General features: G+C 60.5%; 20 protein-coding genes. 8 read left to right on the top strand and 12 right to left on the bottom strand.

The genetic code is table 11. From position 1 onward, the window contains the following. The first annotated feature begins 36 nt into the window (after positions 1-36). Positions 37-2,685: an ABC transporter permease gene (locus HRU82_06170; protein ID QOJ34559.1), complete on the top strand. Its 2,649-nt coding sequence runs from the start codon at positions 37-39 to the stop codon at positions 2,683-2,685. Here the strand turns inward: HRU82_06170 and bioB are convergent. From bioB to rplU, 8 genes are all read right to left on the bottom strand, one after another. Further along, entirely contained in the window at positions 2,676-3,710 is a 1,035-nt protein-coding gene (gene bioB, locus HRU82_06165; protein QOJ34558.1) for a biotin synthase BioB, read from the bottom strand. The genes HRU82_06170 and bioB overlap by 10 nt on opposite strands. 96 nt (positions 3,711-3,806) lie before the next feature. Continuing rightward, a complete protein-coding gene (locus HRU82_06160; GenBank protein ID QOJ34557.1) occupies positions 3,807-5,207 on the bottom strand; it encodes a tetratricopeptide repeat protein in 1,401 nt (466 codons plus the stop codon). Position 5,208: 1 nt separating this feature from the next. Next, entirely contained in the window at positions 5,209-5,628 is a 420-nt protein-coding gene (rsfS, locus tag HRU82_06155) for a ribosome silencing factor (protein ID QOJ37125.1), read from the bottom strand. Then, a complete protein-coding gene (nadD, locus tag HRU82_06150) occupies positions 5,606-6,298 on the bottom strand; it encodes a nicotinate (nicotinamide) nucleotide adenylyltransferase (protein QOJ34556.1) in 693 nt (230 codons plus the stop codon). Before nadD ends, rsfS begins: the two co-directional genes overlap by 23 nt. 15 nt (positions 6,299-6,313) lie before the next feature. Then, the gene (gene proB, locus HRU82_06145) at positions 6,314-7,435 is read right to left on the bottom strand and encodes a glutamate 5-kinase (protein QOJ34555.1); all 1,122 of its coding nucleotides are present in this window, start codon (positions 7,433-7,435) and stop codon (positions 6,314-6,316) included. Further along, positions 7,417-8,448, bottom strand: coding sequence for a GTPase ObgE (gene obgE / locus HRU82_06140; protein QOJ34554.1), 1,032 nt, complete (start codon positions 8,446-8,448; stop codon positions 7,417-7,419). Before obgE ends, proB begins: the two co-directional genes overlap by 19 nt. Before the next feature lie 126 nt (positions 8,449-8,574). Next, positions 8,575-8,838: a 50S ribosomal protein L27 gene (gene rpmA, locus HRU82_06135; GenBank protein QOJ34553.1), complete on the bottom strand. Its 264-nt coding sequence runs from the start codon at positions 8,836-8,838 to the stop codon at positions 8,575-8,577. Between the two features lie 21 nt (positions 8,839-8,859). After that, a complete protein-coding gene (gene rplU / locus HRU82_06130; GenBank protein ID QOJ34552.1) occupies positions 8,860-9,174 on the bottom strand; it encodes a 50S ribosomal protein L21 in 315 nt (104 codons plus the stop codon). A gap of 134 nt (positions 9,175-9,308) precedes the next feature. Between rplU and HRU82_06125 the strand changes: the two genes are divergently transcribed. Next, entirely contained in the window at positions 9,309-10,223 is a 915-nt protein-coding gene (locus tag HRU82_06125) for a branched-chain amino acid transaminase (protein ID QOJ34551.1), read from the top strand. A 120-nt stretch (positions 10,224-10,343) separates the two neighbouring features. Here the strand turns inward: HRU82_06125 and secG are convergent, their stop codons facing one another. From secG to gap, 4 genes are all read right to left on the bottom strand, one after another. After that, positions 10,344-10,700 carry a preprotein translocase subunit SecG gene (gene secG / locus HRU82_06120; protein QOJ34550.1) on the bottom strand — a complete coding sequence of 119 codons (357 nt, stop codon included), beginning with the start codon at positions 10,698-10,700 and terminating at the stop codon, positions 10,344-10,346. 10 nt (positions 10,701-10,710) lie between these two features. Further along, a complete protein-coding gene (locus tag HRU82_06115) occupies positions 10,711-11,490 on the bottom strand; it encodes a triose-phosphate isomerase (protein QOJ34549.1) in 780 nt (259 codons plus the stop codon). Positions 11,491-11,528: 38 nt separating this feature from the next. Then, positions 11,529-12,728, bottom strand: a complete 1,200-nt coding sequence (locus tag HRU82_06110; protein ID QOJ34548.1) for a phosphoglycerate kinase — start codon at positions 12,726-12,728, stop codon at positions 11,529-11,531. 78 nt (positions 12,729-12,806) lie between these two features. Then, complete coding sequence (gene gap / locus HRU82_06105; GenBank protein ID QOJ34547.1) at positions 12,807-13,814, bottom strand: type I glyceraldehyde-3-phosphate dehydrogenase; 1,008 nt, start codon at positions 13,812-13,814, stop codon at positions 12,807-12,809. Between the two features lie 188 nt (positions 13,815-14,002). Here gap and HRU82_06100 point away from each other — a divergent pair, with 188 nt between their 5' ends. The 6 genes from HRU82_06100 to HRU82_06075 all read left to right on the top strand — a co-directional run bounded on the left by HRU82_06100 (position 14,003) and on the right by HRU82_06075 (position 21,018). After that, a complete protein-coding gene (locus tag HRU82_06100) occupies positions 14,003-16,432 on the top strand; it encodes a Smr/MutS family protein (GenBank protein ID QOJ34546.1) in 2,430 nt (809 codons plus the stop codon). 191 nt (positions 16,433-16,623) lie between these two features. Further along, the gene (locus tag HRU82_06095; GenBank protein QOJ34545.1) at positions 16,624-18,921 is read left to right on the top strand and encodes a PAS domain S-box protein; all 2,298 of its coding nucleotides are present in this window, start codon (positions 16,624-16,626) and stop codon (positions 18,919-18,921) included. Continuing rightward, positions 18,903-19,547 carry a response regulator transcription factor gene (locus tag HRU82_06090; protein QOJ34544.1) on the top strand — a complete coding sequence of 215 codons (645 nt, stop codon included), beginning with the start codon at positions 18,903-18,905 and terminating at the stop codon, positions 19,545-19,547. The genes HRU82_06095 and HRU82_06090 overlap by 19 nt, the downstream gene beginning before the upstream one ends. A 151-nt stretch (positions 19,548-19,698) precedes the next feature. After that, complete coding sequence (locus tag HRU82_06085; GenBank protein QOJ34543.1) at positions 19,699-20,031, top strand: hypothetical protein; 333 nt, start codon at positions 19,699-19,701, stop codon at positions 20,029-20,031. 37 nt (positions 20,032-20,068) lie between these two features. Next, positions 20,069-20,464, top strand: a complete 396-nt coding sequence (locus HRU82_06080) for a DNA-binding protein (protein QOJ34542.1) — start codon at positions 20,069-20,071, stop codon at positions 20,462-20,464. Between the two features lie 44 nt (positions 20,465-20,508). After that, positions 20,509-21,018, top strand: coding sequence for a hypothetical protein (locus HRU82_06075; protein QOJ34541.1), 510 nt, complete (start codon positions 20,509-20,511; stop codon positions 21,016-21,018). The last annotated feature ends 1 nt before the right edge of the window (position 21,019 follow it).

Here is a 21,019-nt window from a genome sequence, read left to right as displayed (position 1 = left end):
AACAATTACTACACCACTCGGTCAGCTAGCTGTCTCATGAGAAGTGTACCAGTTACTTGGATCTTTGTGTTCTTTCGTCTCGGATGGATCCATGTCACTACCCATCGTGGTCGGACCCTGCTTACGATCCTTGGAGTTGGGTTGGGGGTCGCCGCGACGGTTGCCGTTCAGACCGCCAATGTGAACGTGCTGCGTTCGTTCGAGGAGTCGGTCCTGACCGTGGCGGGTCCCGTCACGCTTCAAGTATCGGGCGGGGCAGGGGGGATGGATGAGCGCTTCATCCGACGAGTCCGAGAAGTTGCCGGAGTCGAGTCGACGCGGCCGGTCTTGGAGGTGAGTGTGCGTACGGTGCAGTCGGATGGCCGCATCCGATCCTTGACCGTGCTTGGACTGGATCTACTGGAGGAACTAGGGACGAGGCAGGGCCGCATTCCCGCGACGCTATCGAGCATAGATGACGAAACGGATGGGCTGGGGGAGCTCTTCGCTCCCGAGGGGCTGCTGCTGGGGCACGCTCTTGCCCTGGAGCTGGGGGTGAAGGTGGGCCAGCAGATCCTTGTCGACCACGGGAACCGTGAGCTGACCCTGTCCGTAGCGGCGATCATGAACAGGCCCGTCGGGGCTCTGTCCGCGTGGGATCGGATCGCCGTGATGGACATTGCAGTCGCTCAGCGAACTTTCGACCTGATCGGTCGTTTAGACCGGATCGATGTGATCACGGATAAAGCGGTCTCTGTCGAAGCGGTTGCCGAGGCAGTGAGGCAGGTTGCCCCGCCGGCAGTCACTGTTCGTCGCCCGATTCAGCGCAGCCGGCAGGTCGAGGCCATGGTTCGGGCGTTTCAAATGAACCTGTCGGTGCTCAGCATGGTGGGGCTGTTAGTGGGCACCTTCCTGATATACAACACGATCGCCTTTGCCGTGGCGCAACGGCGCCGCGAGGTAGGGATTTTGCGAGCAATCGGGATGTCTGAAGCCATGGTCGCGGGACTCTTCCTGGCTGAAGCGGGCCTGCTCGGATTGGCAGGAGGCGCGATCGGTGGTGGGTTAGGTTTGGCTCTGGGCCATGTGCTCGTGGGGTTGGTTGGGAGGACCATTCAGGACCTTTACGTTCCGCTGGGGACTGTGCCCCAGGTGTGGCAAGGGTTGGCCGCAGCTGCTTCGCTGTTACAGGAAGCGTTGTTGATCGGCAGTGTTGTGTCTCTGTGCGGGGCGCTTGGCCCCAGCCTGGATGCCGGTCGGACGGTCGTCGTGGCCGCCCTGGCCCAGGGTGCCTATGACGTGGCGCAACATGTGCGCGTTACCGCGATGACGAAGGCAGGGTTGCTGCTTCTCCTGATCGCAGCCGGCTCCCTATTCCTGGAACCGATCGGCGGCGTTCCGGTGTTCGGATACCTGGCAACATTCTGTATCTTGGCGGGCTTGTCTTGTCTGGTACCGGTATTGATCCAGCAAGTGTGTCGGACTCGCCGACTGGGGGGTGGGGATGCTGCTCCCAATCTGGGAGGAGCCATTCGCCATATCGCCCGTGAGCAAACCGTGAGGGGAATCGGGCGCAATGCGGTGACCGTCTCCGCCTTTCTGGTGGGGGTGGCGATCATGGTCGGTGTGATGGTGATGATTCGGAGCTTTCGCGCAACCGTGGAAATCTGGATCAATCAGACAGTCATGGCTGATTTCATCGTGGCGCCGGCCGGCTGGCCCCATGTGGGGCAGGAGGGGGCAGAGGGGACCACCCTACCTTTTGCGTGGCAGGCGCGGCTCGCCGAGACGGAGCATGTGTCCGCCGTGGACACCTACCGAGACGTTCGGATTGAAATTCAGGGACGTTCGATCGCCCTGGTGTCAAGGGATCTGGCCCTCCACGCCGCACGAAGCAGATATCTCTTTATAGACGGCGACCCCTCGACGATTTTGCGTCGTGCCGCAGCCGGTGATGGGGTCATTGTCTCAGAGGTGCTGGCCAATGCCTTGAGGGTGACCACGGAAGACCGCCTGTCCGTCATGACTCCGGCTGGGGAACAGATGGTGACGGTCTTAGGAGTATTTTTCGACTATGCAACCGATGGGGGTAAGATCGTCATGGACAGGGCGCTCTACCATCGATGGTGGAAGGATACGGCGGTGACAGTGTTTCCTGTCTATACCAACCCCGGTTCGGATCTGGAACAAGCTCGGGGCGCCCTTGAGGAGACCTTGGCCCGTGTCCCCCACTCGGCGTTTGCTCCGATCGTGCTCAGCAATGCCGAACTGCGCCGCGAGATCCTACGGATTTTCGATCGGACCTTCGCCCTCACCTATGTCTTAGAGGCGATAGCGGTGATTATCGCCATGCTTGGCATTGTCAACACCCTCGTAACCTCGGTGGTAGAGCGACGTCGAGAGCTGGCGACGCTGCAGGCTATCGGCGGCAGTCCAGGGCAGGTTACCGCGTTGATTTTGTGGGAGGCCGGCTATTTGGGTTTGTTGGGGACCGCGATGGGGCTCGTTGGAGGGTTCGCCCTGGCGTGGATCCTGATCCGTGTGATCAATCGGCAGTCGTTTGGTTGGACGATTCAGCTCTCGTGGCCGTTCGGGCTGACCGCAGAGATAGCCCTCATGGCCTTGGCCGCAGCCCTCGTGGCGGGGCTGTGGCCGGCACGCTGGGCGGCCAGGCAGCCGCTCATCGACGGCTTGCGTTACGAATGAAGCTGAACCGCAGGCTGCGGAGCCTCCACCGAGGAGGGAGCGGCCGGCTGATGGTCTGCCTCAATTTCGAATCCGAGATCCTCGATCATCCGCCAGACCTCAGCAGCCGGCTGGCCCGGTGTCGTGAGGTACCCATCAACGAAGACCGAGTCCGCCGGGTACAGCGCGAGGGGCTGGAGGCTGCGCAGATTACGCTCGCGGCCACCGGCAATGCGGATTTCCGTCCGTGGGTTGAGGAAACGGAAGAGACAGAGGGCTTTCAGGCAGCGCTGCGGAGTGAGGGTATCACAGTGCTCCAACGGCGTCCCTGACGCAGGGTGCAAGGTGTTGAGCGGGATGGATTCCGGCTTCACGGCTCGCAGCGCTAGGGCCAAGTCGACGAGATCCTCGTCGCGCTCCCCCATACCGACGATGCCGCCGGAGCAGATTTCCAGTCCGGCCGTCCGCGCATGCTGGAGGGTGGCCAGTCGATCCTGGAAGGTGTGGGTCGTACAGATGGAGGGGTGATACGCTTCGCTGGTGTTCAAATTGTGATTGATCCGGTCGACACCGGCAGCCTTTAAATCCTTCGCTTGGCGTTCGTTCAGCAGGCCGAGAGAGCAGCAAATCTGAATGGGAACCTGCTGTTTGATGGTACGGACAGCGGTGGCGATGTCGGCCACTTCGCGATCGAGCGGGCTGCGTCCGCTGATGACGATGCAGTAGCGTTGAGCCTTGGCCGCGGCTGCCCGGCGCGCGCCCGTCAGCATGTTTTCCAGGGGGAGTAAGCCATATCGTTCAATCGGGGCCGTCGAGACGGCAGACTGGGAACAATAGTGGCAGTCCTCCTGACAGGCGCCGCTTTTGGCATTGAGCAGCATTTGCAGTCGGACGGTCTTGCCGAAATAGCGCTCGCGGACCTGGAAGGCAGCCTGGAGGAGTTCCAGTAACCGCGAATCCGGAGCTTGGAGGACGGAAAGGCTTTCCTCCCGGCTGAGAGCTTCGTCACGCAACGCTTTGTCGGCTAAGATCTTGAAATCAGTCATGCACGCAACTCCTCAAAAAGACAAACGACTGCTCCCATCTGGTACGGCGAAGGGCAGCATGCGAGCTTGGCGATAGATAAAAACGGCGGGAAAACCCTACACGGTTTCAAAAGGAGATGCAATGCCCTGATAAGGCACGGCACGGATTCTAGCGGTTGACCCGTCTCGTTCAGCTTCGGGCTTGTTGGCGTCGAGCCAGGGCAAGGCTACATAGGTGTTCCAGCGTCCACAGCGTCGGCAACGTCCGGACCACTCGGCGATTTCATGATGGCATTGAGTGCAGAGATAGGGAACCACGACGCGTTTTCGGAAGCCCAAGGCCTTCTTGAGTTCACCTACGGCTTCATCCATGTGCTGCTTGCGCAGGTACAGGTTCGCCATGATCTTGTGGTAGTCCACCAGTTGTTCGTGGGTGCTGTCGAGCGTGGACAGAATGTCGTAGGCCTCATCCACCATTTCCAGGCGGTAATATAGCTTACCAAGATAAAACTGAATGACGGTGTTATGGGGGTCCTGCTGCAGAGCCTCTTGGTAGACCCGAATGATCTCATCCGGCTCTCCGAGTTCAAGGAACAATTCCTCCAGCCGGTGGAGGATGATGACACTGCGGGTCTTGGCGTAGATCTTCTTCAGGATCTCGACGGCGTTCTTGGTTTTGCCTTCCCGGACGAGAATTTCTCCCAGTCCGATGTACGCCGGCAAAAACGTGCGATCTTTTTTGATGGCGCCACGAAAATAGCGACGGGCCTTGTCGGGATGCCCCCGTTCCAAGAGCTGCCGCCCGACCTCATACGTGCATCCCAGCAGGAGGTTGGCCTCCGTCCGCCGTTCACTTTCCGGGAGATGGGCTTTGGCCAGGCGGTGCTGAATCTCCAGGGCATCGCTCCATTTCTCGAGTCGAATGTAGAGGTCACGTTTCCTGATCAGGGCCATGAGGTTATCGGGTTCGAGGCGCAGGATGTCCTGGAGGGTTTGCAGTGCGTCCTCATACCGTCGCGCCCCTTCCAAATCTTTGGCCAATTCGAGCAAGATTTCGACGTTTCGTTCCTCGATGCGATGGGCCTGCTGGTGCAGGCGGATGGCCTCGGTAAAGTTGCTCTCCGAGCGATAGATGTTGCCAAGCCACAAAAGGGAGTCTGTCCGGTTGGGATCGATGACCAGCGCTCGTTCGAATAAGCGTACGGCATCGGCTGTGCGTTTCGACATAAAGGCGTGGGTCCCGTCTCGGTGCAGCGCGTCGACTTTCTCTTTGCGCCGGACCAGCCGGTTCGTCCTCCAGTTCATGAAAACGTGGGAGGTTTCCTTGATCGTCACAATCAGCGTGACCAGGACGGCACCCAGCGCTATGGAGAGGAGCACCAACGTCACGGGGCTCAATTCAAACAGCGCGTCCGGGCTGGTTCGAATGGCCACGGTTCCAGGATTGAGCTCACGGAAGTAACTGTAGAGAAAGATGCCGAGGCTGACGAGGAAGATGGTCGAGAGCAGGCGGAACATTCTAGACCCGTTTCCTGGTACGAGCCGGACGAGTGGCAGTCCGCCGGGCGCGGGGAGGCTTTACGACGCGCTCCTCCGGCAATCGGACCTGTCCGGCATCGCCCCATAGCCGTTCGAGGGCGTAATGTTCACGAATGTCCTTTTGAAAGACATGTACCACGACGTCACCGAAGTCCATCACGATCCATTGGGCTCGTGATGCGCCTTCCACACTGAGGGGGGCCTCGCCTTGCTCGGTCAACAGGTCGCTCACGTGGTCGGCGATAGCCCGAGCTTGACGTTCTGACTCTCCGGACCCGATGACCAAGTAGTCGGCGACAGAGGTCAGTTTGGCGATATGCAGGATGAGAACATCGGTGGCTTTCTTGTCCAAGATGGCGCTCGCGATTGCGAGAGCCTTAGCCTTTGCTTCGAGTGCGATCGCCGGCCTCCCTGTATAAACCCTCGCGAAGTATATAGGATTCGACAGGGGTGGGCAACAAATTTGCCAGCGACTCTCCCGCTTGTAGGCGTCGTCTGATCTCGGACGCGGAGATGTCGCAGGGAGGGAGGCGGAGAAAGGTGAGCGTGTGCCCATCGGGAATGGGGACGTCGGCCCGGTCTCGGATGCCGGCGTCGAGGTCGCGTAGCAGCGCTTCCGGGATGCTCCGAAACAGCGGGATAGCGGCTAAGCTGCAAAAGGCGGTGGAGGGGCGTGAGATGACTACAAAGTGACAGGTTTCGAGCAGCGTCTGAGCTTCTTTCCACGAGGGCAGATCCAAGAAGGCATCGAGTCCGATGATGAAAAACAGCGCGGTATCGGCTCCATAGTGGCGCTGGATGGCTCGAATGGTATCGATCGAGTAGGATTTGCCTTCGCGCCGGATTTCGAGATCACTCAGTCCAAAATGGGGAACGTCCTGAATGGCCAAACGGACCATTTCGTACCGGTGGGCGGCGGGGGCAAGAGAACCGGGTTGCTTGTGCGGGGGGGCACCGGCGGGGATGAAGAGGATCTGGTCCAGGTCGAGCACCTCTCGGGTGGCTTGCGCAATGGAAAGGTGACACCAATGGATTGGATTGAAGCTACCGCCCAAGAGTCCCAGACGCATGTGTGTCAGACGGCGTTAGAGCACAACCAGGTTATCCCGATGAATGACCTCTTCGTATTCTTGGAGGCCCGGGATTTTCTGAATGTCCGCAGTTTTGAGCCCCTTAATGCGGGCGAGGATGGCCGACGAAAAATTGACCAGGCCCTTGGCGAATTCCTTCCCGTCCGGCGTCAGGCAGGTGACGGGATCTCCTGCCTCAAACTGTCCCACGATATCCCTGATGCCCGACGCCAGGAGGCTTTTGCCCTTCCGGGACAATGCTTCCACTGCGCCCCGGTCGAGTTGAACCTGACCCCGTGGCCGGAGGGTAAAGGCGATCCAATGTTTGCGGCTGTTCATCCGTCGTTCGCGGGCCACGAACAGGCTCCCGCCTGGCTCACCGGCGAACACCTTCGGGAATAGGCGCGGCTGTGTGCCGTTCAAGATGAGCGTCGCGACGCCATATTCACCGACCTTCTTCGCTGCCCGCACCTTTGTGGCCATTCCGCCGGTCCCTTCGAAGGTTGAGGACAGACCGGCCCGCTGCTCGATCTCCGGGGTGATCTCCGGAATCAGCGGAATCAACGTGGCGGTCGGGTCTTTTCTGGGATCGGCGGTGAACAGGCCGTCGACGTCCGAGAGGATGACGAGCAAATCGGCATCGACTAAATGCGCCACTTGGGCCGCCAGGGTATCGTTATCTCCCACTCGGATTTCCTCCACGGCCACGGTGTCGTTTTCGTTGATGATGGGAACGACGCCGAACTTGATCAGGGTGGTGAGGGTGTGCCGGGCGTTGAGGAATCGCCGCCGATCGGCCAAGTCTCCATGGGTGAGCAGGATTTGGGCGACGCCGAGATGCAACCGCTCGAAGGCCTTCTCATACGCCCACATCAGGTGGCTCTGTCCGACGGCGGCGGCGGCCTGTTTGATCGGCAAACTCTTGGGATATTCACGAAGCGCGAGCTTCTTGATACCTGAGACGACCGCGCCGGATGAGACGACCAATACTTCCCGGCCTTGAGCCCGTACCTCGGCGATCTCACCGGCCAAGCGCTCGATGCGTTCCGCGCTGAGCCCCTGTTCGCGCGAGGCGACCAGGCTGCTCCCGATCTTGATGACAATGCGTCTGGCTTGCCTTAGGAGTTCGTCTCGCACGGGGTGTTCCGCAGGCGCTCCACTTGCTGGCCCAGGTACTGAACAAATTTGTCGAGTCCCTCTCGGGTAGCAGCCGAAATGGAGAAAAAGGGGATCGCGCGACGCCGACAATGCGCCCGCAATCGTTTCAGTCGTTCGCCTGTGCCGGCGATGTCGAGTTTCGTTCCCACGACGGCAAACGGTCTGGCGGCGAGAGTGTCATTGTAGGCGGTGAGTTCATGCCGCATGATGTCCAAACTGGTTACCGGATCGTCAGGAGTCCATTCGGAAATGTCGATGACATGCACCAACAGGCTGGTGCGTTCGACATGGCGAAGAAACTGAAAGCCCAAGCCCTTGCCTTCATGCGCTCCCTCGATGATGCCTGGAATATCTGCAATGACGAAGCTCTGCTCCTCGTTCCATCGCACGACCGCCAGATTGGGCGTCAAGGTGGTGAAGGGATAATCGGCGATCTTGGGCCGCGCCGACGACACAGCTGCGATCAGGGTCGACTTGCCGGCATTGGGATACCCGACCAGTCCGACGTCGGCCAGCAATTTCAGTTCGAGCCGAAGCGACCGTTCCTCGCCGGGAGTGCCCGGTTCAAAATGGATCGGCACGCGGTTTGTGGAAGTGGCAAAGTGGGAATTGCCTCGTCCACCGAGACCCCCTTGTGCGATGACGCAGGTTTCACCGTCGCTGGTCAGGTCGGCGAGAAGTTCCTGCGTGTCGTCGTCGAAGATCATGGTCCCAACCGGCACGAGAATGACCACATCGTCGCCCGTTCGGCCATGGCAGCGGCTGCCGCCGCCTGGTTGGCCGTTTTCAGCGGTGTAGTGTTTCTGGTACCTCAGGTCAAGCAGGGTGCTGAGGCGGGTTGTGGCTTTCGCAATCACCCGCCCGCCATTACCGCCGTCTCCACCGTCAGGGCCCCCACGTGGGACGTACTTCTCCCGACGAAAGCTACAGACGCCATTGCCGCCTTGACCGCCTTTGACGAAGATATGTGCCTGGTCGACGAATGTAGACATGCAAACCCTCACCCTGCCGGCAGGGTGCCTTGGACGCAGCAGTATATCCTATCCGCCGATCCTTGGGGAGGTTAGGGAAAGGAGGGGGACAAGCCCGTGATGGCGACGAGGTCTGCCGAGGGCAGGTCAGGACTTGGTTGTCGAGGGGTAGACGCTCACTTTTTGGCGACCACGTCCGCCTTCGAATTTCACGACGCCGTTCACGCAGGCAAACAGCGTGTGATCGCGTCCCAATCCCACATTAAAACCGGGAAAGAACTTGGTGCCGCGCTGCCGGACGATGATAGAGCCTGCCTTGACAGTCTCTCCGCCGTAGGCCTTGACGCCAAGGTATTGTGGGTTACTGTCGCGGCCGTTCCTAGTGGATCCGCCGCCTTTGTTTGTTGCCATGGCGAATTCTCCTTTGCGCCGTTACTTCGCGGCGATTTCAGTGACCCGCAGCTGCGTGAACCCTTGCCGGTGGCCTCTGGTGCGGCGATAATTTTTGCGACGTTTCTTTTTGAAGATGGTGATGGATCGTGTCCGCCCCTGGCGGATGATCTCCGCGGTGATGCTGGCACCGGCGACGAGCGGATGGCCGACGACCAATCCGTTTTCACCATTGAGCAACCGTACCTTGTCGATCTGTACGGTATGTCCGACTTCACCGGGAAGCGACTCTACCTGCAACACCGTCCCCGCTTCCACCCGATACTGTTTTCCACCGGTCTCGATAATAGCGTACATGTGTCTCTTTCTCCTCGTCAGCAGAACGTGAGTCTGTATCATAGCCGCGAAGAGAGTGTCAAGGCTCGGGGTGCGTAGGTCCGTGCGCGCCGCTGCCTTGACGGTCGTTGTAGGGCGCTGCTATTATCCCGCGCATGTTGCAAACCAGTGAAAAAATATGGATGGACGGACAGTTTGTCGCGTGGGCCGATGCGCAGGTCCATGTGCTCACTCACTCGCTCCATTACGGCCTCGCGGCGTTTGAGGGGATCCGATGCTACAAGGGGAAGAACGGATCCGCTATTTTCCGGCTTCCCGAACATGTGGATCGCCTCTTTGAGTCCGCGCATATCGGCTTGATGGAGATGCCTTATGATCGCAAGCAGATCACCGAGGCCATCGTCGAAACGGTGCGAGTGAATCGTCTGGAGGCCTGCTATATCAGGCCTCTCGTGTATATCGGATACGGTGCGATGGGGCTTTATCCTGGGGAGAATCCCATCAAGGTGAGCATTGCCGCATGGAAATGGGGCACTTATTTGGGAGACGAGGCCCTCTCCAAGGGCATTCGCGCGAGGGTGTCTTCCTTCACACGCCACCATGTTAACGTCTCGATGACCCGAGGGAAAATCTCCGGCTACTATGTCAATTCGATTCTGGCCAAGCGTGAGGTGAAGGCTGACGGGTACGACGAGGCCATCATGTTGGACCCTGAAGGATACGTAGCCGAGGGGACCGGGGAAAACGTGTTTATCGTTCGGCGCGGTATGTTGAAGACCACTCCGCTGACCTCGATCCTGGAAGGGATTACTCGAAACTCGATTTTGCAGCTGGCGAAGGAGCGCAATATTCCGGTCGTTGAAGAGCGGTTTACCCGGGACGAAATGTATGTGGCGGACGAAGTGTTTGTGACCGGAACAGCCGCGGAACTGACCCCTGTGACCGAAATTGATCGTCGACGGATCGGAAACGGAAAGCCTGGACCTATCACACAGGCTCTTCAAAAGGATTTTTTTGCGATCGTTCACGGGGAAGATGCCACCCACCGTCATTGGCTGACTTCCGTCTAACAGGCCGCAACTTTCCCGATTACGCTGATTATTCCAGCCGAGTGTTTCCCCTCAACCCATAGACAAATCCATCAGGCCAAGCCCTGGATATCACCGTGAGCTGAATGTGGGGAGGCGAACCTAGTGCGAGCCTTCTCCGCCGGGGTGGGATTCCCCAGGTGACGGTTTAGCGGCATCCCCGGAGGTAGTGGGGGCGGGAGCCGTTTCCGCGGGCTTCTTATTGAGGTCGATGACCGTAGAAGAAAAAGTACGGTCTTTCGCGAGGATGGCCAAGGTAAGGGAGGTAAACATGAACACGAAAGCTGTGATGACCGTGAACTTGCTCAGGAAGTTGGCCGGACCCCGGCTGCCAAACACCGTCTGGCTCGAGCCGCCGAAGGCGGCGCCGATTTCAGCGCCCTTGCCGGACTGTAGCAGAATGGCTCCGATCATCAGCAAACACACGATGACATGAACGATGACGAGTAATGTGTACATGGTGTTTGATTCAGTTCGCAGTGGGCTTATACCCGAGAGCGACGGTCAGGAGTGTAGCAAATCGGACAGGGTCCAGACAAGCCCCGCCGACTAACCCGCCATCGATTTCTTCCGAAGCAAGAAACTCGGCGATATTGTCGGGGGTGACGCTGCCACCGTAGAGAACCCGGACCCGTTCTCCCGCGTTCGAGCGACTCAGGTCGTTGAGTGTGCGCCGAATGAGGCGATGGACGGGAGCGGCTTGGTCCGGGGAGGCGGCGCGGCCCGTGCCAATAGCCCACACCGGTTCGTATGCAATCGTGAGGGAGGCAACGGCGCTGTCCTCGACACCGTTCAGTGCGGCTCGAAGTTGCCGCTGGATGATCGCATCGGTCTGGCCGGAATCGCGCTCCTGGAGTGTTTCACCCACACAGAGAATCGGCATGATGCCGTGCCGGAGCGCGGCGAGAACCTTTTTGTTGATCCAGCCGTCCGACTCTCCGAAGTATTGACGCCGCTCAGAATGACCGATGAGAACGAATCGGCAATCGAGATCGGCGAGCATCGCTCCCGAAACCTCTCCCGTAAAAGCGCCCTTGTCTTCCCAATGAAGATTCTGTGCGCCGAGCAGAAATTGCGGCGAACTCCCCAAGGCCTCACGAACGGCCTGAAGAGCCGTGAACGGCGGCGCGAGCCCGATTTGCAGGTTGCCCAAGGGGGGAATCGCTTGGGCCAGTTGGCCGATAAAGACCTTCGCCTCGGAGGCGGTCTTATGCATCTTCCAATTACCGACGATGAAACGTGTTCTCACAAATCCTCGGATCGGCTGGACGGGCTCCGATAGTTCGGTTAGGGCTGGCGATTGGGGAGGGCTGCGAGACCGGGGAGCGTCTTGCCTTCCAACAATTCCAACGCCGCTCCGCCGCCGGTCGAAATGAAGGAGATGCTTTCTGATTCCCCGGCGCGGTGCACGGCGAGGGCGGTTTCTCCTCCGCCGACGATGGTCAAGGCATAGGCATTCGCGACTGCGTGGGCCATGGCCAGTGTTCCCCTGGCAAACGCATCGACTTCAAACATGCCCATCGGCCCGTTCCACAGAATGGTTTTAGCGTCCTGGACCGCCTCGGAGAACAATTTGACCGATGCGGGGCCGATGTCCAACCCGTACCAACCTTTCGGAATCTCCTGTACGGGGACGATCTTCGTCTCGGCTCCAGGCTCCCGACCGGCTGCGACGACACAGTCGACGGGCAGGTAAAACTTCACTCCGCTGGAGAAGGCGTGATCCTGGACGCCCTTGGCAAAATCGAGCATGTCGTTTTCCACGAGCGACAGACCGATTTCGAGCCCCATCGCCTTCAGAAAGGTGAAGGCCATGCCGCCGCCGATGATGACCTTGTCGACCTTTTTCCCGAGATTCTCGATGACCCCGATTTTGCCTGAGACTTTGGCGCCGCCGAGAATCGCGACGAAGGGGCGAACCGGGTTTTCGACGGCGCCCTCAAGGTATTCGATCTCTTTCCGCAACAGATAACCGGCAGCCGCCTCGGGAATGAACTTCGTGATGCCGACCGTCGACGCATGGGCGCGGTGCGCCGCTCCGAAGGCGTCATTGATGTACACGTCGGCGAGGGAGGCAAGCGCTTTGGAAAACGCGTCGTCGTTCTTTTCTTCCTCCGCATGGAAACGGAGGTTCTCCAGCAACATCACATCGCCGGGTTTCATCCTTGCCACCAGGCTTTCTACGACCGAACCGATGCAATCCGGCGCAAAGATCACTTCCTTGCCTAGGAGCCGCTGCAACCGTTTCGCGACCGGTGCCAAGCTGTACTTGGGGTCGAATTTTCCCTTGGGCCTGCCGAGATGCGAACAGAGTATCACCCGCGCCCCTTCATCGACGGCGCGATTGATCGTCGGCAAGGTCGAGCGGATCCTGGTGTCATCCGTGATCTGCAACGAATCATCGAGCGGGACGTTGTAGTCGGCACGGATGATGACGCGCTTGCCGCGAAGCTGAACATCCTCGATGATTTGCTTTCGAAGGTTCATGGCAGATCCTCTACAATGGTGATGATCCAGGCACACCGCTGCGCCCCCAGTGCCTAGCGGCGTGCGTGGCGGGGTGGGTTACGATGTCTTGGCGACGATGAATTTGATCAAGTCCCGTACGCGGCAGGAGTAGCCCCACTCATTGTCATACCAGGCGGTCACTTTCACGAGACGCTTGTCGATGACGGCGGTCAAGGGGGCATCCACCGTGGCCGAGTGGGGGTCCCCCTTCTGGTCGATGGAAACGATAGGGGCTTCCGAATAGGCCAGAATATCCTTCATGGGGCCTTCGGCAGCCTTCCTGAACGCGGCATTCACGCCCACGACATCGCAATCTTTCTCGGTTTCTACCGTGAGGTCGACCAACGAGACGTTCGGGGTCGGAACACGAATTGCCAACCCGTCCAGCTTCCCCTTCAGTTGAGGAATCACCAAATGCAGTGCCTTGGCAGCGCCGGTGCTCGTCGGGATCATGGACATGCCGGCGGCGCGTGCACGGCGAAGGTCCTTGTGAGGAAGGTCGAGGAGCTGCTGGTCGTTGGTATACGAATGGATCGTGGTCATCACCCCGTGCTTGATGCCGAAATTCTCCAGGAGCACCTTGGCCACCGGGGCCAAGCAATTAGTGGTGCACGAGGCGTTGGAGACGATGTGATGGGTCTTGGCGTCATACACCTGTTCGTTCACCCCCAAGACCACTGTCGCGTCCGGATCTTTCGCCGGAGCTGAAATGATCACGGTCTTGGCGCCGGCCGAGAGGTGTTTTCCCGCGCCTTCTCGATCGGTGAAGCGACCGGTCGATTCTACGACGATGTCGACCCCCAAGGCCTTCCAGGGAAGTTCTTTCGGATCCTTGACGGCCAAGACTTTGATGGCGCGGCCATCGATGATCAATTGATCGTCCTTGGCCTCGACGGTGGCCTGCAGCGTCCCATGGACCGAATCGTACTTCAGCAAATAGGCGAGTGTTTTGGCATCGGTGAGGTCGTTGATGGCGACAAATTCGAGGCTGGGATCTCCCAGGGAAGCACGAAGCACGTTCCGACCGATGCGTCCGAATCCATTGATGCCGATACGTGTGGTCATGGGGCGAAATCCTCAAAAATGAACGGGTTGAACAGAGCAAATCTGCGGCGATAGTACTGACCGTCTCTCGGCGTGTCAAGCACACAAAAAGAAGGCCGCGGCGCGTACGGTGGCTGAATGGTGGGGTAGTTCCGGGCGCTGAGGGCCGCTTGTTTGCGCGCCAAACGGTCGGGTAGAGTCAGGCTTGCATGCAATCTGAATCACTGCAACGGGAAGCGGCGAAGCTGCTGGAATGGGGCAAGCTTCTCGACCTCTTGGCCTCCCATGCACATTCGACGGTCGGGATGGAGCATTGCCGAACCCTGCTGTTGGAGCAGAGCCTGGGCGAGGCGGTCGCCCGAGGGCAAGAAACCTCCGACATGGTGCGGTTGCGTGCCGGACTCGATCCGTTTCCCGCCCTGAGGTTTCCCAACGTGATCGGGCTGGTGCATCGGGCAGCGAAGGGAGCCTGCCTAGAGGTTCTGGAACTGCGTGACATCGGCCTGGTGCTGGATCTGATGGACGAGGTGCAGCGTTATCTGTTGCGCCACCAGGCCGATGCGCCTGCCATCGGTGCCCTGGTCGACGGATTCGGTCCGGCCGGACAGTATCGCGCGCTCAGGACTGCGCTCCATGCGGCCATCGATCCGGACGGATCGATGCGGGAGTCGGCGAGCCCCGAGCTGCACCGATTCCTGCAGCGGGCCAATGAACTCAAACAGCACATGCGCCACCGGCTCGACCAAATCCTGCACTCCCGGCGCTACGAGGAAGTGCTGCAGGAACGATATTTTGCGCAGCGCGAAGGGCGGTACGTGGTCCCGATCAAGGCTGAGATGCAGGGCAAGGTCCCCGGCATCGTGCACGATGTGTCCTCCAGCGGTGCGACCGTGTTTGTGGAACCTCGCGAACTCGTCGAGTTGAACAACTCCATCAAGGTGGTGGACTTGGATGTCGAACGGGAGGTTCGGAGGATCCTGCGCGAACTGTCCGCCTTGGTCGCCCCGCACGAGGAAGGTCTGACTGACTGCGTGACCCTGCTGGGTCGTCTGGATGCCATCGCCGCCAAAGCGGCCCTGGGGCATCACCTGAACGCCACGGCGTCTCGCCTCAACGACGAGGGGCGGGTTGTCCTCAAGCAGGCGCGGCATCCGCTGCTGGCCTTGACCAAGGAACAGGTCGTTCCCAATGATGTGGTCCTCGACGAGACGGTGCGCGTGCTGATCATCTCTGGTCCCAACACCGGCGGCAAAACCGTGGTGTTGAAGCTGTTGGGATTGTTCGCCCTTATGGCGCGATGCGGGCTGCACTTGCCCTGCGCGGCGGATTCCGAGATGGCGATCTTTCCCTCGGTCTATGCCGACATCGGGGATGCCCAGGACCTGTCGCGGGACCTGTCCAGTTTCTCGGCCCACATCACGCAAATGGTGCAGCTGTTGGCAGAGGTGTCCGGAGGAACCGCCGTCGCACCTGGCACCGAGGGCGAGCCTCCGAGCCGGGCCCTAGTGCTCCTCGACGAACCGGTCACCTCGACCGATCCGGCGGAAGGGGCAGCCTTGGCCAGCGCTCTCTTGTGTCGCCTCGCCGCCGCAGGGGTGAAGGTGGTAGCCACGACCCACTACAGCCTCTTGAAGGGGCTGGCGCAGGAACAGCCCGGATTCGCCAATGCCAGCGTGGAGTTCAATTTGGACAGTTTGGCGCCGACCTACCGGCTGATTTCCGGCCAGCCGGGCGGATCGGCGGCCATCGAAATCGCCGGACGGCTCGGGATGGACCAGGCACTGTTGCAGGATGCCCGCGCGCGCCTCCAGGGAGATAGTCGCGTCTTGGAGACGCTGCTGAACGACTTGCAGGACAAGCAACGGCGACTACATGAAGACCTGGCCGCAGCGGCAGCGGCCAGGCAAGCGGCAAAACAGGCGGAGCGCGAAGCGAAGGAGCGCCTGGCTCTCCTGCAGGAGTCGGAACGGGACGAGCGGCAGGGGCTCAAGAAAAAGCTCTCGCAGGAGTTTCAGCGCGCGCGGGCGACCGTGCAGGCCACCATCGACGAGCTGAAGCGCGAACAGAAGTTGCTAAAAGCCAAGGAAACCAAGGCTCGGCTAACCGAGTTGGAGCAAGAAGTTCGGCGCGACGCGGGTACGGAAGAGTCCCCCGTGCCGCTGTCCGAGTTGACCGTGGGAGATGCAGTGGAGGTCATGGGGTTAGGCGTGACGGGCAGTCTGCTGGAAAGCCCACAAGGAAAAAAACGCGTGCGTGTGAAGGTCGGCGAGGGGGAGATCCTGGCCAATGTGGCGAGCCTGTCGGGCTTGGCACAGCGGCCGACCACCGTCCGTCAGGCGTCGGGCACGGGTGGGGCGGCCCCGTCCCGGCGTGGCCAGGCCCTCTCGTCCGACGAGCCGCAGGAATCGTTCGATGTGCGGGGGCTGCCGGCTGACGATGCGTTGGATGTCGTCGTGGCTGGGTTGGACCGGGCCGTCTTGGCAGGATGCCCTCTGGTGCGCATCATCCATGGCCACGGGACGGGACGGCTGAAGGCCGCCTTGCGCGAGTACTTGAAGACCTCGCCGTACATCGTGACCTTCCGGTCCGGTGACCGAACCGAAGGCGGTGACGGAGTCACCGTGGTGGAGCTGCGATGAACGGCCGCCAGGCTGTTTTCTGATGCGCTCGGCCAAATATTGCACTGATCCATCCGCGCCACAACGATATGTTGCATTGCTCGGCGGAGCGCCATCGAATGTGGCTTCGGATCACCCCCTAGGTTCCTTCCCCCATTTCTTTGTATGCTACTGAGGTAACGCCTCGCTGTTCCTTCCACGGCGGTGCCGTCATGAGTCAGCGGGTCAGCCTTCCCCGGGTACTTACCTTTTCCATCCTCTCCGTCGGAATCGTCTCCGGCACGATCGGTCTTGCGGCGGCCTATTGGCATGCGACCCAGTCGCTGCGATCCAGCGTGGGGCTGACCTTTCAGGAACTGGCTAGGCAAAGCGCGGAAAAAACCTCCCTGTGGCTCGGGAAGGAAGTTGAGTGGATCGAGCGCTTTAGCGTCCTGCCCGAGCTGCATGCGTCGCTTGCGGGCATAGGACGGACTCAAGGGTTCTTGCCCTTCGAGCAGTGGCGAGACGGTCGCCACCCCTACTTTCACTCGTTCGCCCTCGTGCGGGCGGACGGACAACTTGTCGGCGGCCAAGATACCGAGCAGACGCGCAACCATTATCGGCACCAGCCGTGGTGGCCGATCCTCTTCGCCGAGGCCCGGGCCTGGGCCGGTCCCCTCACGATCGATGGAGAGGGCCATGGGCATTGGGAGGTTGCCGTTCCGATCGGCAGGCCGGGTGAACCAGTCAGGGGCGCCTTGAAGGTCATCATCGGCACGGACCGCATCCTCTCCTCCATCCTCTCGACCCGCATCGGGCAAACCGGTCACATGATGGTGGTGGACGAGGAGGGCAGGGTGCTGGCCTGTTCGCTCCTCCCACCCACGCGACACCAAGCGGTTCCGGCGATAACCATGCAGAAGGGCGCGTCGGCAGGACCACGCTGGCTGCCCGTGCGCGAGGATTCTCACGGAGGAGGGGAAGGCATCATCGGAGTGGCCCCTATCACCTTGCCCAAGTCCGTGGCCCAGGCCCAGGCGTGGTACGTCTTGATGCAACAGGATCCGGAGGAAACCTTTGCCCCGCTTCGCGGGCTGGTTGAGAAACTGACGCTGTTCTGGATCGGAACGATCGGCTTCATTGCCTGGCTTCGCTGGGGACTCGCCAGGCGTATCGTTCGGCCGGTCACGGCGCTGATCAGGCGCATGGATTCGCTGGGAGCCGGGCGAACGCCCTCCTCGCTCCCCGTCGACGCAGGTACCTCGCCATCGGGAATCGTGGAGATCGACGCGTTGGCCGCGAGCTTCGACGATTTGGCCCGACGGCTCGCGTTTGCGTCCCAGGCCGAGGCACAGTATGTCCGTCGGTTGGAGCAGGCCAATGTGGATTTGGCCGCCTCCGAAGAACTGTATCGTCTCTTGTGGAATCACTCGGTCGATACGAAGATCCTCCTCGACCCTCACGGACACATTCGCGATATGAACCGCCGAGGCGAACTGACGCTGGGGCAGCCTCGGGCGGCTGTGATGGAGCATCCGCTCACCGAGCTGGTGACCGATCCCGATCGGCTTCGCCTGTCGGCAGCGCTGGAACGGGTCCGCAAGACGGGTGACGAGGTGCCGGCCGGTACCATGCGGGTGCCGACGCCTGCCGGTGAGTTGACGATGGAAGTGGACGTCGTGCCGCTGATGAAGGCCGGCCGTATCGATTCGATCATGGTGCAGCTCAGCGATCTCACGGAGCAGCAGCAGCTCGAGCGCCAGCTGGTGCGATCCGAACGCTTGGCGTCGTTGAGCCAGTTCGCCTCGATGTTCGCCCATGACATCCGGAATCCATTGGCGGGGATCAAGAAAACCTTGGAGTGGCTCGGAGGCCGACCCGAGATGGCCCAGGACCTGCCCCGACGTTGCCTGGAGGATTTGCGGTTCACCACCGATCTGCTGCTAGGGATGATCAACGACATGTTGGACGTGTACCAGGAAAGTTATGCCGGCCTGCCGCTCAGCACGTCCTCCGTCTCCCTGAGTCGCGTGCTCAAAGACGTGACCCATCTGTTCCGCCCCGAGGCCGAGGCGCAACAAGTGCGGTTCTCCGTTCAGATGCCTGCGGAAGAGGTGCGCATCGTGGGCGACGGGCGCAGGCTGCAGCGGGTGTTGATCAATGTGATCCACAACGCGTTGAAGTACTCGCCTCCCCAGGGCACGATCACGATCACGCTCCGACAGAATGCCCCTTCCGGAGTCGGCGGGCTCGACCATGAGGGCGGTCGCGCCTCGATGGTGACGTTCTCCGTGGAAGACGATGGGCCGGGGATCGCTCCCGAGGACTTGTCGCATCTGTTCGAACTGTTCTTCCGGAAGAAGGATGGACAGGACTATCGCATCGGACGAGGTCTCGGCCTGCATTTCTGCCGTTTGGTGGTCGAGGCCCACGGTGGGCTCATCCGGGCGAGTAACCGCCCAGAGGGTGGAGCGATCTTTACAGTGACACTGCCGGTGACCCAGGAGCAGCCATGCCTATCACGATCCTGATTGCCGAAGACCAGCGGCTGTTTCGGCAGAGTTTGCGCCTGCTCTTGGAGCGCGAACGGGATCTGAGCGTCGTGGCCGAGGCGATGGACGGCCGACAGGCCTTCGACCTGGCGGTGGCGCATCGTCCGAACATTGTGCTGATGGACGTCGACATGCCACGGCTGGACGGCATCACCGCGACCAAGTTGATCGGCAGTTGTGTGCCGGAGAGCAAGGTGCTGATGTTGTCGGTGCATGACGACGATGCGCGCATCGTGGCGGCCGTGCAGGCGAGAGCCTGCGGCTACATCTTGAAGGACGCCGACCATCAGGAATTTCTCCGCATCATCCGCGCGACCCACAGGGGTGAGCCGGTCCGATCGGCCTTCATGCCGGACGGGTTTGCCAAGAAGGCCGTGGCGCTGGCCGGCCGGCAGGAGGCGCCGGGCGCGAGCGCTCTGGTGCTGTTGACCGATCGAGAACAGGAAATTCTGGCCTGTGCGGCGGCCGGTCGCAGCAACAAAGACATTGCCGATCAGCTCTGCGTGTCGCTCGACACGGTGAAAACCCACCTGCACCACATCTATCAAAAGTTGAACGTGAGCGGGCGCGTCGAGGCCGTGCTCACTTACCTGGGACACGGTTGACCCCTCGCGTGCCTTCCCTTCTTCCTCACCCGAAGGGGTGAGTCAAAATCCACCCGGCAGGCAATGGTCCCATCCGACTTTCTCCGGTACGGTGAATCGTTCCTGCGCAGGAACGTGGTAACGCGGACCACCTCGAGAAGAGGAGGCAGTCATGTACAACGATGTGAAGAAAGGATTGATGGTTGTGTTGGCCGGCGCATTCGTCGTGGCGGTGGCCATGGGGTCGCTCGCGGAGGCTCAAGTGATTCATCCGGATCAGTTGATCGGCTTGCCGGATACCCCCATGGGGGCGATTCCTGAGGGCGGCGTGACCACCAACGAACCGGCGATCGCTGATCTTGAGAAGGGGCTCGATCGTCCGATGATGGCGCCGGAATCGGGTACCGGCTCATCTTCGGATGGCACCATGCTGTTGAAGACGCCGGATGCGACGGATGCGGAGAACGCTCGGGAGTCGGACCGCCAGTCAGCGATGTCCTTCTGAGCCCGCGCCGGTCGGTCCGCCGTCAAGGAGGCGCATCATGACAAGGCACACAGGGTTCGCTAGATATTGGGTTGCGGGTTTCGGTCTCTGCCTCGCGCTCGGCTTCTCGGCCGGGCTCTCATCGGCGCAGGCGACGTGGGTCGATGAGATTGATAGTTCTCTTAATTTCTACAAAACCAATTATCCCGGCGCCCATTGGGACGCCTATAGTCAGCGGCTCGACACGGTCAGGGCCGCGCTGGGACGAGGAGACAATAAGACGGTCAAGAAAGAGATGGGCGCGTGGTTTCGCATGCTCCGCACGCGGGACCAGGGCATCCATGATGTCGCGGCCGATGAACTGTTCAACTTCGCCTTGATGGTCACGCCGATCCAAGAGTACGGCATCAACGTGCCTCCGGCCACAGGGGCAGGGAGCGAGGCGGGGTATTGAGCGGCCGGCAGGTCTTGCCGAGATCGGCGCGCAAGGAGGTGACCATGAAGTGGAATGCATGTATGCTCGTGGGGACGCTGGGATTGCTGTGGCCCCTGTCTGCGGCGTGGGCGGACTTTTCCGACAATCCCATGATCGGGACGCGGTCGGCGCTCAGCGGCCACATCACGAAGATCGAAAGCGGCGTCCTGTTCGTGAAAACACCTTATGGCTTGCAGCCTCGTACGATCAGCCCGAACAAGGCCGATCGGGTCGGTCTGCATGATGCCCATATCGGTGATGCGGTCTGGCTGCTGGTCGATTCCGGCAACGTACTGCTGGATGCGGCCAAGCCTGGGGGCGAGCAGTTTGAGCACCATAAGGTCGTGGCCGGGTGCATCGCCTATGCCGATCCGTTCTGGGGAGAAATCCTCATTTCGACACCGGATGGACCGGAGCGGTTCGAGATCGATGCCTTGGCGGGGAGCAAGTTGTCGGTCTTTCAAGAAGGCATGCCGGTCACGCTGGAGTTGGATGGGGACAATGTGATGATCGACATCCAGTCCCATCGGTAAC

The sequence above is a fragment of the Nitrospira sp. genome, from assembly GCA_015709715.1.
Lineage (GTDB): Bacteria > Nitrospirota > Nitrospiria > Nitrospirales > Nitrospiraceae > Nitrospira_A.
This window is presented reverse-complemented; position numbering and strand designations above follow the sequence as displayed.